The 16506-nt window shown below is 34.8% G+C and carries 18 protein-coding genes and 1 pseudogene; 10 read left to right on the top strand and 9 right to left on the bottom strand.

From position 1 onward, the window contains the following. Nucleotides 1-16: 16 nt before the first annotated feature. Nucleotides 17-709, bottom strand: coding sequence for a lycopene cyclase domain-containing protein (locus AAGF08_RS12790; protein WP_343511591.1), 693 nt, complete (start codon nucleotides 707-709; stop codon nucleotides 17-19). A gap of 136 nt (nucleotides 710-845) precedes the next feature. On the opposite strand from AAGF08_RS12790, the gene murC reads away from it, so the two are divergent. Beyond that, complete coding sequence (gene murC, locus AAGF08_RS12785; RefSeq protein ID WP_343511590.1) at nucleotides 846-2201, top strand: Mur ligase family protein; 1356 nt, start codon at nucleotides 846-848, stop codon at nucleotides 2199-2201. 58 nt (nucleotides 2202-2259) lie between these two features. Beyond that, nucleotides 2260-3066, top strand: a complete 807-nt coding sequence (locus AAGF08_RS12780; protein ID WP_343511589.1) for an exonuclease domain-containing protein — start codon at nucleotides 2260-2262, stop codon at nucleotides 3064-3066. Between the two features lie 35 nt (nucleotides 3067-3101). Here the strand turns inward: AAGF08_RS12780 and AAGF08_RS12775 are convergent, their stop codons facing one another. Next, nucleotides 3102-3896, bottom strand: coding sequence for a M48 family metallopeptidase (locus AAGF08_RS12775; protein WP_343511588.1), 795 nt, complete (start codon nucleotides 3894-3896; stop codon nucleotides 3102-3104). Between the two features lie 92 nt (nucleotides 3897-3988). On the opposite strand from AAGF08_RS12775, the gene AAGF08_RS12770 reads away from it, so the two are divergent. Then, nucleotides 3989-4495 (top strand): DUF4442 domain-containing protein, encoded by a 507-nt coding sequence (locus AAGF08_RS12770; protein ID WP_343511587.1) that lies wholly within the window; start codon nucleotides 3989-3991, stop codon nucleotides 4493-4495. Here AAGF08_RS12770 and AAGF08_RS12765 read toward each other — a convergent pair. Continuing rightward, nucleotides 4492-5223: a hypothetical protein gene (locus AAGF08_RS12765; protein WP_343511586.1), complete on the bottom strand. Its 732-nt coding sequence runs from the start codon at nucleotides 5221-5223 to the stop codon at nucleotides 4492-4494. The two genes, AAGF08_RS12770 and AAGF08_RS12765, sit on opposite strands and share 4 nt — an antisense overlap. Before the next feature lie 74 nt (nucleotides 5224-5297). Next, nucleotides 5298-5963: a DUF6503 family protein gene (locus AAGF08_RS12760; protein WP_343511584.1), complete on the bottom strand. Its 666-nt coding sequence runs from the start codon at nucleotides 5961-5963 to the stop codon at nucleotides 5298-5300. A 36-nt stretch (nucleotides 5964-5999) separates the two neighbouring features. Here AAGF08_RS12760 and AAGF08_RS12755 point away from each other — a divergent pair, with 36 nt between their 5' ends. After that, the gene (locus AAGF08_RS12755) at nucleotides 6000-6878 is read left to right on the top strand and encodes a glutamate--tRNA ligase family protein (protein WP_343511582.1); all 879 of its coding nucleotides are present in this window, start codon (nucleotides 6000-6002) and stop codon (nucleotides 6876-6878) included. A 49-nt stretch (nucleotides 6879-6927) separates the two neighbouring features. Here the strand turns inward: AAGF08_RS12755 and AAGF08_RS12750 are convergent, their stop codons facing one another. The 5 genes and pseudogenes from AAGF08_RS12750 to AAGF08_RS12730 all read right to left on the bottom strand — a co-directional run bounded on the left by AAGF08_RS12750 (nucleotide 6928) and on the right by AAGF08_RS12730 (nucleotide 10521). Next, entirely contained in the window at nucleotides 6928-8409 is a 1482-nt protein-coding gene (locus tag AAGF08_RS12750; RefSeq protein ID WP_343511581.1) for a carboxypeptidase, read from the bottom strand. An 89-nt stretch (nucleotides 8410-8498) separates the two neighbouring features. Beyond that, the gene (locus tag AAGF08_RS12745) at nucleotides 8499-9203 is read right to left on the bottom strand and encodes a potassium channel family protein (RefSeq protein WP_343511580.1); all 705 of its coding nucleotides are present in this window, start codon (nucleotides 9201-9203) and stop codon (nucleotides 8499-8501) included. A 4-nt stretch (nucleotides 9204-9207) separates the two neighbouring features. Further along, entirely contained in the window at nucleotides 9208-10002 is a 795-nt protein-coding gene (locus AAGF08_RS12740) for a PhzF family phenazine biosynthesis protein (protein WP_343511579.1), read from the bottom strand. 15 nt (nucleotides 10003-10017) lie between these two features. Next, nucleotides 10018-10338: pseudogene (locus tag AAGF08_RS12735) on the bottom strand (DinB family protein); the annotation flags it as partial. 12 nt (nucleotides 10339-10350) lie between these two features. Further along, on the bottom strand, nucleotides 10351-10521 hold the full coding sequence (locus tag AAGF08_RS12730) for a hypothetical protein (protein WP_343511578.1): 171 nt from the start codon (nucleotides 10519-10521) through the stop codon (nucleotides 10351-10353). 68 nt (nucleotides 10522-10589) lie between these two features. On the opposite strand from AAGF08_RS12730, the gene AAGF08_RS12725 reads away from it, so the two are divergent. The 6 genes from AAGF08_RS12725 to AAGF08_RS12700 all read left to right on the top strand — a co-directional run bounded on the left by AAGF08_RS12725 (nucleotide 10590) and on the right by AAGF08_RS12700 (nucleotide 16450). Beyond that, nucleotides 10590-11936, top strand: a complete 1347-nt coding sequence (locus AAGF08_RS12725) for a M28 family metallopeptidase (RefSeq protein WP_343511577.1) — start codon at nucleotides 10590-10592, stop codon at nucleotides 11934-11936. 102 nt (nucleotides 11937-12038) lie between these two features. After that, nucleotides 12039-12584, top strand: coding sequence for a ferritin (locus tag AAGF08_RS12720; RefSeq protein ID WP_343511576.1), 546 nt, complete (start codon nucleotides 12039-12041; stop codon nucleotides 12582-12584). Nucleotides 12585-12808: 224 nt separating this feature from the next. Then, a complete protein-coding gene (locus tag AAGF08_RS12715; protein WP_343511575.1) occupies nucleotides 12809-13621 on the top strand; it encodes a sterol desaturase family protein in 813 nt (270 codons plus the stop codon). Beyond that, a complete protein-coding gene (locus AAGF08_RS12710) occupies nucleotides 13618-14064 on the top strand; it encodes a hypothetical protein (protein WP_343511574.1) in 447 nt (148 codons plus the stop codon). The genes AAGF08_RS12715 and AAGF08_RS12710 overlap by 4 nt, the downstream gene beginning before the upstream one ends. Before the next feature lie 196 nt (nucleotides 14065-14260). Continuing rightward, nucleotides 14261-15274, top strand: a complete 1014-nt coding sequence (locus AAGF08_RS12705; protein ID WP_343511573.1) for a hypothetical protein — start codon at nucleotides 14261-14263, stop codon at nucleotides 15272-15274. A gap of 78 nt (nucleotides 15275-15352) precedes the next feature. Further along, entirely contained in the window at nucleotides 15353-16450 is a 1098-nt protein-coding gene (locus AAGF08_RS12700; protein ID WP_343511572.1) for a formylglycine-generating enzyme family protein, read from the top strand. Nucleotides 16451-16506 lie beyond the last annotated feature (56 nt).

Raw genomic sequence — 16506 nt, 5'->3', positions numbered from 1 at the left:
AATCAAGCCTTGGAATTTAAGTTGATGATTTATAATACACTCCATTTCTAAATCCATGGAACATGCTACATAGCATAGCCCATGAAAAATGCCATAGCATTTCGGAAATGGGGATATTCAGGATTTTATAACCAAAGAAAGGTTTATTCAACATTCCATAGGTATCCCAAAAGTGAGGAAATAAAATATTGAAACTGATATAATAAATTATAAGCGATATGCCTAGGGTTGCAAATGCTGAGATTAATGACAACTTAATTTGATCTGGTCTTTTGATCCATATATAAATGGAAAGAACCCAAAACGTTAAAATAGTGACATAACCAGAATGAATTCCAAAGCCAAAAGTGAAAAGGGTCATGCTAAAACAGGCTACCAAAAACAAATAAAAAAATTCCAGATTGGCAGGTTTAGACTTCTTTGAATAATCAATCTCTTTATTCGTGAAGGATGAATAGATATACCCTCCCACTCCAAATAAGGCAAACCCAATTATATAATCTTCAATGCCAACAACCCCAATTCCAAATAAGGTAGGTGGCTTCCAATAATCCATGAAGTACCAAACTTCAGCAATCATACCCATCAGTCCTCCAGCTACTCCTACCTTAATCATTCCAACTTTCCAAGGGCTATTCCAATATACAATTGCCCATGCAATCATGTACAATAAGGAAAGAAAAAGGTAGGCGTACTTATCTTCTAACATAAAACTCAAAAATGACTACAAAATAAAAGAAAAGCGACATCCTTAAAAAATTGTTTGATTTAAGAAACAATATGACCATCGCACCCAACTTTTATTTTTAAGTTTGAACTAGAATTGAAAATCTAAACCAACTTTAATGGAAAAATATCATTTCATAGCTATAGGAGGTGCAGTAATGCACAATCTAGCTTTAGCACTAGTTGAAAAGGGATATCAGGTGACTGGATCTGATGATGAAATTTATGAACCCTCGAAAACAAGGTTATCCAAAGCTGGAATTTTGCCAAATTCTAATGGTTGGTTTCCTGAAAAAATAACCTCTGACCTTGATGGAATTATTTTAGGTATGCATGCTAGAATTGACAACCCTGAATTAGTAAAGGCTCAGGAATTAGGTTTACCAGTTTATTCCTTTCCTGAATTCATATACAATCAAAGCAAAGAGAAAAAAAGAGTTGTTATTGCAGGTTCTCATGGAAAAACCTCCATAACCTCTATTATTCTCCATGTATTGAAAGATAATAAGATAGACTTTGATTATTTGGTAGGTGCACAAATAGAAGGGTTTGATTTAATGGTTAGGCTTTCAGATGCTCCGATTATTATCATTGAAGGAGATGAATACCTTACCTCACCCTTAGATAGAACACCAAAGTTTTTTCATTATAAGCATGATATTGTCTTAGTAAGCGGTATCGCTTGGGATCATTATAATGTGTTTCCTGATTTCGAAGAATATAAAAATCAGTTTACTAAATTGATGGAGAAAACTCCTGATTCTGGTGAATTGATTTATTGTGATTCTGATCCACTTGTAAAAGATGCTGCAGAAAAAGTTAATATTAAGGCTCTTAAAACATTATATAAAGCACATCCCGCAATTATAGAAGACGGAAAGACTTTTTTAAAAACTGAAAATGGTTTGGTGGAAATCCACATTTTTGGAGAACATAACCTTCAAAATCTTCAAGGGGCCATGAATATTTGTCTTTCCTTGGGATTAGCAAAAGAAGACTTTTATTCTTCAATCCAAAGTTTCAAAGGCGCAGCAAAAAGACAAGAATTGATAGCAGGAAATGAAAGTGCCTGCCTTTACAGGGATTTTGCACATGCTCCTTCAAAACTCCAAGCTACCGCAAATGCTGTGAATACTCAATTCCCTGAAAGAAAACTAATTGCTGTTCAGGAACTTCACACCTTTTCTTCGCTGAATAAAGATTTTCTTCCAAATTATGCAGGAACAATGGATGCCGCTGACATTGCTGTAATTTATCTTAACCCTCATGCCGCGGCATTAAAAAAGTTAGAATTAATGGATGAACAGACCTTAAGGAAAGGCTTCAAAAGACCTGATCTAAAATTATTTACCGAAAGCGAGAGTTTAAAAGAGTTTTTATTAGCGCAGGATTATTCTAATACGAATTTACTTTTAATGTCTTCCGGAAATTATGATAATATGGATTTAGAGGAATTAAAAGTTAAATTCAAGTAAATTGAATCAGAAATTCATTGCTAAAAATTCACTTGCGATGAATATTAAAAACAAAAAAATGAAATTAAATTTAAGAAACCCCATTGCATTTTTTGATTTAGAAGCTACGGGCACCAATATATCCACAGATAGAATTGTTGAGATTTCCATTGTGAAATTGGATGTAGATGGGAATAAGGAAATATATACAAGAAGAGTGAATCCAGGCGTTCCGATTCCTTTGGAAGCTTCATTTATCCATGGTTTATATGACAAGGATGTTAAAAATGAACCCTTATTTAAGGATATAGCAAAAGAAGTTCATCAGTTTATTGGACAATCTGATTTATCAGGTTTCAATGTTTTAAAATACGATATCCCATTACTGGTAGAAGAGTTTTTAAGATCTGGGATAGAGTTTGATTTAGATAAACGAAATCTTTTAGATGCTCAAAAAATATTTCATCTGATGGAAAAAAGAAACCTGACTGCAGCCTATAAATTTTACTGCGGGAAGACATTAGAGAATGCCCACAGTGCTGAAGCAGACACCATCGCGACGATGGATGTTTTTATTTCTCAGGTAGAAAGATACATGGGTGAAGAAGCAATAGACCTTCAAGGCAATAAGCTTGGTGTTTTTGAAAATGACATGAAAAAAATCCATGATTTGGTAAATGAAAAAATGGTGGATTTGGCAGGTAGATTTGTCTTCAACTCACAGGGAGAAGAAGTCTTTAACTTTGGAAAACATAAAGGGAAGCCTATAGAACAGGTTTTTAAAGAGGAACCAGGATATTATGATTGGATGATGCGAGGTGATTTCCCGCTCGACACGAAAAGGAAATTAACTCAAGTGAAACTCAGAGGATTCACCAATAGGTAGTAATGAAAAAACCGGAAAAATTTCCGGTTTTTTCATTACTGTCCTTTATAATATTTTAATGCCTCAGGCATCCATTCATTTAACTTTTTAATTCTATTACTCGGGTCAGGGTGCGTAGACAAAAATTCCGGAGGTGCTTCTCCTCCACTTTGAGCTTGCATTCTCTCCCAAAAGATTGGCGCTTCTCTAGGATCATATCCCGCTAGTGCCATAAAGGTAAGTCCCAACTGATCAGCTTCCGATTCGTGTTTTCTAGAAAAACTCAACATTCCCAATTCACTTCCAATACCCACTGATTGTAAGAAAATCTGTTGTGTCAACGTAGGATTTTGACCAATAGCTGAAGATAAAATCCCTACACCAAAGTTTGCAACCAAACCATTTGACATTCTCTCTCTGGAGTGCGCTGCAACTGCATGGGCAATTTCGTGTCCCATAACTACCGCTATTCCAGTTTCTGATTGTGTAATAGGCATAATAGCAGTGTAAAAAGCCACTTTCCCGCCAGGCATACACCAGGCATTTACCTGATCACTTTCCAGTAAATTAAACTCCCATTTAAATTCATCTGCCAAATCACTATAGCCAGAAGCTCGTAAATAATCTTCCACAGCTTTAGACATCTTGTTCCCCACTTTGAGAACTTTCTGCCCATCGGGTGAGGAAGTGACCACTTTGCTTTCTTTTAAAACCTGATCGTATTGTTCATTTACTAAAGGCTGTATTTCTTCACTAGATACCAAAGCAAGTTGGGACCTGCCAGTTAATGGTACTTTAGCGCAGGCATAGGCTATTAACCCGACAACTATTATTATTCCTAGTTTTTTCATTTTGTTGGTTTTTACAAATTCCTTTTTCAAATAGAATACCAAAATCAATACTAAATATTTTTTACCTAATTTGAGAACAAAATTTTGGATTGATGAATAACAGTATTTCGAAAATGGAGCTAAACTCTGAAGCAAAGTCTTATTTATCCAAAATGAGAAATCCTTTTATTTTTTGGTGGGCTATGCTTTTCAAACTGCCATCAGTAATATTTTGGAAAGTAAAAGTTAAATCTCTAGACTTGGAAAAATGTGAAATCACTATTCCTTACTTCTGGAGGAGTCAGAACCCGTTTCAATCTATATATTTTGCCGCACTTGCTGGGGCTGCCGAACTCAGTACTGGTCTTTTATGTCAGTTATCCTTAGCTGGTAAAGGAAAATACAGTATGCTAGTGGTAGATTTTAAAGCCGAATTCCAAAAAAAAGCAAATCAAAAAATCACTTTTACCTGTAATCAGGGAATTGAATTGAATTCCTTAATAACAAGCTTAAAGCCTCTAGAAACCGGTAAAATAACTTTAGTTTCAAGAGGAGTAAATCCTAAGGGTGAAACCGTAGCTCAATTTTTTATTACTTGGTCCTTTAAGAGAAAATCTTAATAAGACATATCTTTTTCCCACTCTATAAATTTACGTAACCTTGCATAAACCCGCTCACTCGACCAATCTAAAAATTCATGATGCGCATGCATTTGATTGAATTTAATAATTAAAGGATCCCACTCTCCATCCAAAATATTATAATCTTCTTCTAAAATAGTTTTTATTGAATCAGAGTCAACAATTCTCAAGTAGCCTTGTCTTCGCTTCAAATACTCTTGTTTTTTTGCATATTCTCTTGCATTTCTTGACTTTTTAGTGAAATAAGAGATCACTCCTCCAATTGCCACTCCACCTTCCGGAGAATCTCTAAACCCCGCAGTTATTTGTCCCTTTGAAGAAGTTGATTTTTCTTCATTCGGGTCAACTAAAACAAGTTTTCCATCAATAAATCTAAAAGAATTTGGCTCAGCTTTCACTTCAAAAGTTGGCAGTAATCTAGCTCTATCTTGAATCTGAATTTGTAAAAACCTTTCCGAAGAAAGAATCAATTTTTGCTCAATGAATCCAGGATAAGATATTTTTAGAGTATCTCCAATTTGGCCTTTTACATTAAAATATCCTCTGATATTTGTAGAATCTGATTCATTTCTCCCTAATAACTCCACATAAACACCCTCTAAATATTTCTTATCGTTAGCATCCAGAATATTTCCTGAATAAGACACCTGTGAAAAGGCCATCTCCGACACTATAATGAAAGAAAATAATAGGACTAGGAGCTTCATAAAGCTCGAAAGATATTTCGGAAAAGCTTTAAGCAGAAATTAAAAGAGTTAAATATCCTTAAGCTAATTTTTGTTTACTTAATCTCTTGGAGCATATCAGTTCCTAAAAATTCCGGAATCTCTGTACGATACCAAGTCCTATTTGCAGGAATTTTCATTTTTGAAAATTCTATTTCCCCTTCTAAATAGATTATTTCTCCCACTTGGTTTGGCTCATCCTTAAAGAATTTATAGGCCTCCATTCTGTATGTTTCGGGATCAAAGTAGAAATACCATATATCCATCTCATAAGGAACCCTGACCACTAAGTATTCCTTTCCTCTAATTTCCTCAGTTTTGATTTCATCATCTATAATCGTTCCTGGATCTTTTAATTTCATGGGCAAGCCCCATAAATAGGTATAATAGTTTCTCATCCTTAAAGCCCTTTCTTTATCAATTTCACCATGGATTTTAACTAAAGAATCATTCCAAACTTCATATTTCAAGCCCTCTATAGAATATGACATTTTGGATTTGGAATTATCTAGTGCAAACTCATAGGTTCTTGATTCACGACCGGGAGGCAAACTATCTTTCAACACAAAAGTTGCTTTTAATTCTCTCCATTTTCCTTTAGGATCATGGTATTTAATAGAATTTTCAACTAAAGCTTGACCTGTTTTGGGGGTTTCTGGTTTGCAAGCCTGACAAGCAATAATTCCAGCAATTAAAAAAATTGCATTTACTGAGCTTTTCATAGATATTATTTTTTACAATCTAGCTAATTTGTCAGAATGGACCTCAAACTTACCCGCTTTGCACCTACTCCTAGTGGTTTTTTACACCTAGGAAATTTATATTCTTTTTTAGTTACGAAGGCATTATCCGAAAAGCACGGAAGTAAGATCCTACTGAGAATTGACGATCTGGACAGAGAGAGATATAGACAAGAATATGTACAGGATATCTTTGATACCTTGGATTTTATGGAAATCAAATATGATGAAGGACCAATCAATTTAAAAGACTTCGAATCAAATTGGTCTCAAATCCATCGAATTAATTTATATACAGAAACACTTGAAAAACTTCGACAAACCAAGAATTTATTTGCTTGTGATTGCACCAGAAAAAAGATCCAACAATTAGATTCATCAGGATATTATCTTGGTTATTGCCTAGATAGGAGAATTCCATTAGATCGAGCAGATACCTCATGGAGGTTTGATACATTCAATACTGATTTCATTAAGCTAAAGGAATATCCCTCTCAATCCAGAACATATACGCTACCCGAAGATGGGGCATTTTTCATGGTCCAGAAAAAAGATCGTTTACCTGCCTATCAACTCACATCAGTTGCAGATGACATTCACTTTGGAGTTGATTTTATAATTAGAGGTAAAGATCTTCTAAGTTCAAGTTTAGGGCAAAAAATACTTGCTGAAGCTATTGGAGAAAATTCTTTTAAGGATATAACTTTTCATCACCATTTCTTAATCAAAGGTCCAAAAAATGCAAAACTTTCTAAATCCGACGGGGCTACTTCAATTCAATTCCTTAGAAAAGAAGGAAAAAATCCTACCGACATTTATCAAATGCTAGGTGAACTGATAGGAACCAATGAACCTTTAATGACCTTTGAAGATTTTCGAACCTTCCTAAAATTATAAAAGGGTCTGAAAAATATCAGACCCTTTTATAATTTATACAAAGTTACTATTAGTCATATTTAGCAGGCGTATTTGGAGCTACTTTTGATTTCTCAATGAACTGCCGGATATCCTCATTAGAAGTTTCTAAGTCTTCTGCTCTCAAATACATCATATGCCCGCTTCTATACCCTATCCAGGAAATTCTATCTGACATCCTTCCCGTAGGGTCAATTTGCCACATATTATATTTTGCATTAAAGAAATCGGTTCCTCCATCAAATAGACCAGATTGCACCATAACATGTAAATAGGGATTTTGGCGCATCGCTGTTCCCAAATCATAACCGGTATTTTCATTGGATCTATCCCAAGGTCTCACCGGCCCAAAAAGATTATAAGTCAAATCGGTATTATATTTTAATGTCTCTTTAGCATAAATATTAAATGCTGGCGCAAAAGCATGGTTCCATGCAGTTAGAGCAGGATCAAAGTCTGGTCGAGATCCTGTTCCAGCTTGATCAAAACCTTTATATCGACTATCTAAACGTCCAATAGTCATCCCTTGATCCCTTAACAATTCTTTCCAGAAAAAACTGGTGGGAACCATCAAGTTATGTTCCAAAACAACTTCTTTACTCAATCCAGAATAATGTGCGAATTTAGTTGCGATCGCTTCTCTCTCAATAGAAGGTAGATTTCCCCCTTTTACAATGGCGGGAATAAGTTCATCTACTGTAAATGCCTCAACTTCAGGAAGGATATCATCTAAGTCTTTATTTTGAAGGTCAGAATCGAGAGCGTTGTGATACCATGCTGTGGCAGCAAAATAAGGTAAGTAATTTGCTGTTTTGATGGGTACTCCTCTATCTATACCTAGATCAGTTGGTGAAACCAAAATGACCCCGTTAAAATACATCCAATGAGCATTTTGAAGTTGAGCAACTAAACCTGCCACCCGAGTAGTTCCGTAACTTTCCCCAATCAAATATTTTGGAGAAGCCCATCTTCCTTGTCGGGTCACAAAAGTATTAACCCAATCAGCCAGATATTTAATATCAGAATTAATTCCAAAGAAGGTGGATCTTGGAGTTTCAGGGTCTACGATTCTTGAATATCCGGTATTTACTGGATCCACATAAACGATATCTGCTACATCAAGGATAGAATTTGGATTTGATTTCGTTCCATAAGGTTGTACAGGATACCCTTCATCATCGATATTTAATATCACTGGCCCAGTATAGGCTAAATGCATCCAGATTGAAGCAGACCCAGGACCTCCATTAAAGGAGATTACTAGTGGCCTTGTGGTTTTATCAGAAATATCAGTCCTTTCATAATAGGTGTAAAACAACGAAGCGATAGGCATTCCTTTATCATCCCAAACTGGTTGTGTACCTGCTGTTGCTCGATAAGGGATTCTTTTCCCTTTTATAGTAGTTTCATGTGTGGTTTCTACTTTGGATTCTACTTCAATATGTCGCTCGGTCTGAGCCCAAGAGGAGCTGATGCAAAACACCAGCAGTACTAGTAAGTATTGTTTTTTCATAAGATATGGGGTCTAAATATTTGAGTTGAAATTAGTATTACTCTATTCAAATTTTCCTAAAAATTACACTAGTGGATATGTTGAGTAAATTACTTTTTATTTGCTCCGACAAGTCTAGCAATGACAACAGCTGGATATAAAATTCCTACCGTTGAAAGAAATACAGAAAGCATTTTGGCCATTATGTGCGTGGGATACATATCTCCAAATCCTACCGTGGTAAGAGAAACTAAACTGAAATAAATATATTGAGGATAATCTTCATCAACTCCTCTCAATTCTGCTGCACCCGCAATCCCTGAACCAGTGATTATTTGAATAGTTTCAAAAACAAAGGCTCCTAAAATAGCCACTAATAAATAGACGTTTATAGCTCCAATCACTCGATAGATATTTATCTCCATATCTCTAAATAAAAGCCTAATATTCAGGAATATAAATACTAACATGTTAAGTATACCTACAATTCTTTCTGAAAGGTAGAATTCAAAATCAAAATCGCTAAAACGAAGAAGTCTTAATCCTAACTGGGTGAAAAATAAGCCGGATGTTAAAAAGATCAATATTCTTTCTCTTGAGGACCAAATCCCTGTAAAAAACAAGAATAGGAAAACGGTATTTACAAATACAAAATGTACATGTTCATACTCAATTAAGATAGGTAGAATAAAGACAGTAAAAACCAAAATCAACAGAAGTACTCCAAAACTGGCATCAGTCAACCAATAATCAGTAAAATTTTTAAATGCCTTTTGAACAGGCTTGCTTCTGTGAGTAGGTGCTGTTTGACTCATATATTTATAAACTAAATTCTCCTAATAAAACTTGAACTGCTTGTCCTCTAATAATCACCCGGTCATCATGCTTTTCTAAATTTAATATACCTCCTCTTTTTGAGGCCTGAAAAGCTCTCAACGTAAACTTTCCAGTTTTTTGGTACCAATAATCCATTAGAGCACAATGTGCAAAACCTGTTACTGGATCCTCATTCACTCCTACGTTAGGCCCAAAAAACCTGCTATAGATATCATATGGGTCTTTTCCTTCTGCGGTAATGATGATTCCTTCTTCGGAATTCTCTGATATAATATTTAAATCCGGTTTTACAGATTCAACTGCTTGATAATCTTCTAACTCAATTATCCAATTTTTTCGTAATTGAGAAACTCCAACAATCTTTTTACCAAAAAAATCATCTTTAAAATAAGGATGTTCTTCTTTATAAGTAGGTATTAATGGGAAATCCATTTCAAGCCATTCTTCTGAACTCTTTACACGAAGTTCTCCACTTTTAGTATTGAAACGTATCGTTTGATCGGGTATAACCCATCTTGAATAAAGCATTTGAAATGCCGAGGCCAGTGTGGCATGTCCACATAAATCAATTTCAAGCAAAGGAGTAAACCATCTCAAATTGAATATATCAGGCTCATCAGTTCTCTCCACAAAAGCTGTTTCACTTAAATTCATTTCCATGGCAATCTTCTGCATCTGTTCTTTGGAAATAGATGTATCCAGTAAACAAACAGCAGCAGGATTTCCTCCAAAAGCTTTATTTGTAAATGCATCAACGATGGCAATGGCAATTTTCATGGTTTAATATTTTTCTTAAAGAATCTGATAGTGATTTTTAAAATGACCTGGAATTATCCAAGGCAAAGCCCTTGGAGTAATGGGATTATCGCTGGCATACCCAATTAAATCAAGGGTATCGGGAGGTAAAATTTTTATCATAGATAGTAAAGATATACGTTGAGCAACAAAATCCTCCATAAGATCCTTTTGAGGTATCTCGGAAATCCTTAAATCTAAAACATAAGAATCTTTGTCAAAACCAGGAAGCGCTGATTTTTCTCCTCTTGCAAAACATAAAGCTCTAAATGCCATGATTCTCTCAGTATCAATAATATGACCCAGAACCTCCTTTGGAGTCCATTTACCTTATGCGTAAGCTGTTTCCGCCCATTTATATCCTCTTTCTTCAAATAAGTTTACCACTAAATCTATTTGATCCAAAATAAGTGTTCTATAATTATCCCCTTTCACCAATTTTAGATAAGTGGAATAAAAATCAGAATAATCACCTTTATTAGGCTTCTTTAATGTCTTCATGTAAAAGTTGGTTTAATTGACGACAATAAGAAATAAATTTAGCCTGAACCCTTAAACTAAAACCAAACATGAATAAATATTTATTAATAATTGGACTGATTTTCATCAGTTATTCATCATTTTCTCAGATTCTAGTAAATAGAGATCCAAAAATCGCAGAAATGGTTTCTGAGATTTCATCTGATTCTTTAGAGAATTATGTTCGTAATCTAGCCTCTTTTACTACTAGACATACACTAAACACCAATACAGAAACAGGCATGCCTGCAGCACAGGAATATGTGTTAGCCAAATTTAATTCATTTTCAAAGAATTCTTCTGGAAGAATGACCGCACAAATAGAAGAGTTTGTAATTCCGGCTGATGGAAGGAGAATTACAGAAGATTCTCCTGCAGCAAATGTCATTGCAACTTTGAAAGGAACTGATCCAAATGATAAGCGAATCTTTATTATCTCTGGACATATGGATTCAAGAAATAAAAATGTTATGGATGCAGAGGGTATTGCCCCGGGTGCTAATGATGACGGAAGTGGAACAGCAGCAGTTATAGAACTAGCAAGAGTAATGGCATCGCGAGAATTTCCTGCCACAATTAAGTTTGTTGCTTTTACTGGGGAAGAAGAAGGATTAAAAGGTGCAACTTATTTGGCCGATAAAGCAAAAGAAGAAGGTTGGGAGATTGGAGCTGTTTTGAATAATGATATCATTGGTAACAGTAGCTCTTCGGGTACCCTTATTAAAGATAATCTGAAAATGAGAGTCTTTTCTGAAACTATACCTGCCAATGAAACAGAGGAAATGGCAAGATTAAGAAGATACACTGGTGCAGAAAATGACAGCAAATCCAGACAATTAGCTAGATATGTTAAAGAACTTGGTGAAAGATATGTTGATCAATTTGAAGTGAAATTAATTTATAGAGCTGATAGATTTTTAAGAGGTGGAGATCAAACTGCTTTTGCCAGAAATGGATATACTGCTATTAGAATCTCTGAAATGAATGAGAATTTTTATCATCAACATGAAAATGTTAGGGTTGAGGATGGAATTCAATACGGAGATTTACCTGAATTTATGGACTTTGAATATTTAAGAAAAGTCACCGCTGTAAATGTTGCTGCTTTGTCTACTTTGTCCCAAGCTCCTTCTCAACCTGAAGAAGTTCAAATCAATGTAAGAGGGTTAAGCAATAGTTCTACCTTATTATGGAAAGAACCTGCTACTGGAAAGGCAATAGGGTACTACGTTTTAATGAGAGAAACTTCTTCACCAATGTGGGAAAAGAAGTTTTACACTACCGATATGACATTAACGCTCCCCTATTCAAAAGATAATTACTTTTTTGCAGTTCAGGCTGTAGGTGAAAATGGAGCTGAGTCTTTACCTGTATTTCCTGTTCCTTTAAGCAGGTAATTCATTTAAATTGTAATCATTCCAAATTTTGATAAAAATCTAGTTTCACGAAACCGAAAGTTGTAATTTTAGTTTATAAAGAAGAAAATTACTACATAAAATATGAAAGTTAAAGAAATAGTAACCTTACAGCGCTCCCTATTAGTTGACACTGAAAAACTACTTAATAAACAAGTAGAAATGGAGGGGAAATCTTCTGCTTATTATCTTTCCATGGCTTCTTGGTGTGATATGATGGGCTATGCAAATGCTGCAAAATACCTTTATACCCATGCTGATGAAGAGCGAATGCATATGATGAAAATCTTTCATTACATCAATGAAGCAGGCGGTCATGCCATTCAGCCGGAAATCACGGACATTCGTCATAATTTCCATTCACTAAGAGAGGTTTTTGAATTGATTTTGGAACATGAAATTAAAGTGACTAAATCAATTAATACAATTGTAGATCATGCCTTTACTGCAAAGGATTTTGCTACTTTTAGTTTTATGCAATGGTTCGTAACTGAACAAAGGGAAGAAGAAACCATGTCCAGAAGAGCTCTGGAACTTTTCGATATAATCGGAGAAGAGGGAGTCGGACTGTGGACAATAGATCAGGAACTTGGAAAACTTCATGACCAGGCAAGTAATCCTGGAGCTTAAATTTAGAAAGCGACCTAATGGTCGCTTTTTTTTGTTCCATCAATTTTGAAACAATTATTGATTTTTACTAATCTGCAATTTTAGTTCAAGATAAATTGCATTTAGGAATAATTGAAAGATTTAGTACAATACCCTTTGAGGAATAATCCTATTTTTTAATTAACCAATTCTCTTTTTCAATTTCAATTGACTTCAGTGAGGTACTAACTTCATTAAAAAAAGTCATGAAACCTTTTGCTTTAAAATCACCCATCCACTTAAATAAGTGCCTTTCTATCGGGACTTCTTTGTTTTTGGGATTGTTAATTTTAAACGAATTACTTTTCTCATTTCCAGTTATCTCATTTATCATTTTGTTCTTTACAGGATGGCTGTTTTGGACTTTTGTTGAATATTTCATCCATAGATTTCTGATGCATGAATTGATCTTACCGGGATCAAAGGACACTTTATTCAATCACCAAAAGCATCATCAACAACCTCACGATCTTAAAGTAAGGCCATTTCACAGACTCATTTTTTTATTGATCCTAGTTTTGGCTATCTGGTTTTCGGTTAACAAAGGTGGCTATACTCCTATCCTTTCAGGATTTCTATTTGGGTTTACTACCTACAATTATATCCATTATATCCTTCATCAGCCTTTTGGAAAACACCTATTACCAAACGTGCAAAGGGCCCATATTTTACATCATTTCAATAGACCTCAATATGGCTATAGCTTCAGCACTTCTTTTTGGGATTGGCTATTTAGAACACAGCCGCCTAAAGAGGATAAACTCACTGAGACTATGATAAAAAATTATTTTTTGAACAAATCAAATCTATCTAAAACTAAAACCTCAAATTCCATCGAAAAGGTAGCAAGAAAGTTTAATTGGATTTTTGCATTCCTAATTTTATCCATTATACCTGCATGCTCTCCTGTATTCTCTGACCTTCAAAGTGCACGAACTCCGGGCAAGGGACAAATAGAGTATACTCCTATTACACAAACACAGGTAAAACCAGTGAATACAAAGGAATTAATCATGTGAGAACCAACTTTGGGATAGGTTTAAATGGAGCTATAGATATCCGCGGCAAAATTGATAGAAATTGGCTCAGTGATGAAGAGAACAGTTCATCCACGGTTATTGGAATTGGACCTAAATTTTCTTTAGTCCCAAATAGAATTGCTTTTTTCCTTCCAGCTGTACGCGGGTCCGGCGATGGAGCTAGCAATACTTGGCAAATGCAACCTACCCTCTTTTTAACCCAACCAATAATACCCGAAAAACTAGAAGTAACTCTTTCCACAAAATATCTAGCAAATCTATATTCAGAATGTGGAGGTCAATTTGCAGCCAACTTAGGGATTTCAGCAAGTAAAGATTTTAATAAAATGGCCTGGAGATTAGAGTTTGGAAAAATATTCAAAGGAGGTTCAATTGGCCAATTGAGTCTAGGTAAATCATTTGTATTTAGTCCCAAAAAGTAACCTAGACACAAAATGTCATCATGTTTAAATACAAAAAATTATCAATTATTTAACTTTATTTTATTCTAACAATCATTTATGAATCATAATTTAAATAGATAGTGAATCAAAATAAATTAGGCAATTTTACCTATTATTAAAATTTAAATTTTTCTATATTGTATTATGTAAAATATTATTTTAAGGCTGCCTAATTATGATCCAATCAAATCATACACAAGTATTGTTTTTTCAAAATCTAAAATCAACTATTCCCTCCTATTCTTCCTTAGTAGATGAAGTATCAGAAACGCTAAATGTAAGTCTAGACAGTGCCTACCGAAGAATAAGAGGAGAAAAATTGCTCGATTTTGATGAGATATACCTTCTTTCCAAAAAATTCAATATTTCAATAGATAAATTTTTCAGTATTAATTCAAGTACGATTGTATTTCAAGCTAATCAAAACACATTGAAAGAGGATAATTTCAAAACGTGGATGGAGGATGTTTTAGCACAATTGGAAATGGTAAGTAGTTTCAGAAACAGGCATATTTACTTCCTTCTGAAGGATATGCCTCCGTGGTATCATTATTTCCACAATGAGTTAGCAGCTTTTAAGTTCTTTTTTTGGAAAAAATCCATTCTTTTCAATGAGGATAGCCAAAACAGAAAATTCTCATTTTCTGAAACCAAATTCCCTGAATTAGAAGAGGTCACGAAAAAAATTGTAAAATCTTATATCAAAATCCCCACAACTGAGATCTGGAACTTGGAAGGAATCAATACTACCTTAAGACAGATTGATTTATATTATGAAATGGGTATTATTTCTTATCAAGAAGATGCGTTAAAACTCTATCAATGTGTAAATGAAGTAATTGATCATTTAGAGAAAATGGCTGAATATGGAAAAAAATTTCTTCCTAATTCACTGCCCAATGAAGAGTCGCCTGAGTATAAGTTTTTAGTAAATGAATATGTATTGGGTGATAATACTTTTTTTGTAAAACTAGATGAGACTAAGATCACTTATATTAATTACGGCGTCATCTATTTCATGGGTACTACAGATCAAGCTTTCAATGAAGGGATGTTTAAAAATCTTGAAAATCTGATCAAAAAATCCACCCAGATCAGTCAAGTTGGAGAAAAAGAAAGAAAACAGTTTTTTAACAAACTAAGAAATAAAGTTAAGCAACGGATTATTTCTCTTCAGGAGATTTATTGAAATTCCGTAAACCTAATCACCTATTTTCCTGCATTTCTACACATTTCTTATTAATTTTCACGACGTAAATTAGATAAGATGCATTTCAACAAGATATTATTTCTTCTTTCAGGAATTTTAGTAACTACCTTTTTTTCTTCCTGTCAAAAGGAAAATAAAGAAAACAAGATCGACGAAGACAAAATGGTTGTATCCGAATCTCCAGTTCCAACTGAAAAGATTGAAGGAATGGCGTGGATCCCAGGAGGAGAATTTGTAATGGGTACAAACGAAGCCGATGCATATCCGGCCGAAAAACCAGCTGTAGAATTAAAAGTTGATGGTTTTTGGATGGATACACATGAAGTAACGAATGCGGAGTTTCAGGAGTTTGTTGACGCAACAGGGTATGTAACGGTTGCTGAAAAAAAACCCGATTGGGAAGATTTAAAAAAGCAGTTACCCCCCGGGACTCCAAAACCAGATGAATCAGTTTTAGTGGCGGGATCTATGGTTTTTTCTCCACCTCCATATGCTGTTCCTCTTCAAGATATTTCACTTTGGTGGGTCTGGGTTAATGGAGCAAATTGGAAGCATCCAGAAGGCCCTGATTCCGATATTATAGGTAGAGAAAACCACCCAGTCGTTCATATTGCCTATGATGATGCACTTGCTTATGCAAATTGGGCAGGAAAAAGATTACCCACAGAAATAGAATGGGAATTTGCAGCCAGAGGCGGTGTGAATGGAAAAAGATTTGCCTGGGGAGATGAATTAACCCCAAATGGACAGTTTTTGGCCAATACCTTTCAAGGTAATTTCCCAAATGAAAACCTTGGAAATGATGGATTTATCGGAACTTCCCCAGTTAAATCATTTGCACCCAATACATTTGGTCTTTATGATATGATTGGAAATGTATGGGAGTTAACAAGTGATTGGTATGATGCTTTAAAATATGCACGATTAGCAGGACAAGCCCCAAAACTTGATGCTGGAATGAATCCTTGTTATAACCCAGATAATCCTTTTGCTATGGAACGGGTCATAAAAGGAGGTTCTTATCTCTGCGCAGCTAATTACTGTGTCAATTATAGACCATCTGCTCGACAAGGTCAGGCTTTTGATTCTGGTACCTCCAATGTGGGATTTAGATGTGTAAAAGACCCTGAACCAAAAACCGTTAGTTTAAAATAGAATGACTTTAAATCTATAAAAAGGGCTGAGATCAAAATTGATCTCAGCCCTTTTCT

The sequence above is a fragment of the Algoriphagus sp. SE2 genome (assembly GCF_039563885.1).
Taxonomy (GTDB): domain Bacteria; phylum Bacteroidota; class Bacteroidia; order Cytophagales; family Cyclobacteriaceae; genus Algoriphagus.
This window is presented reverse-complemented; position numbering and strand designations above follow the sequence as displayed.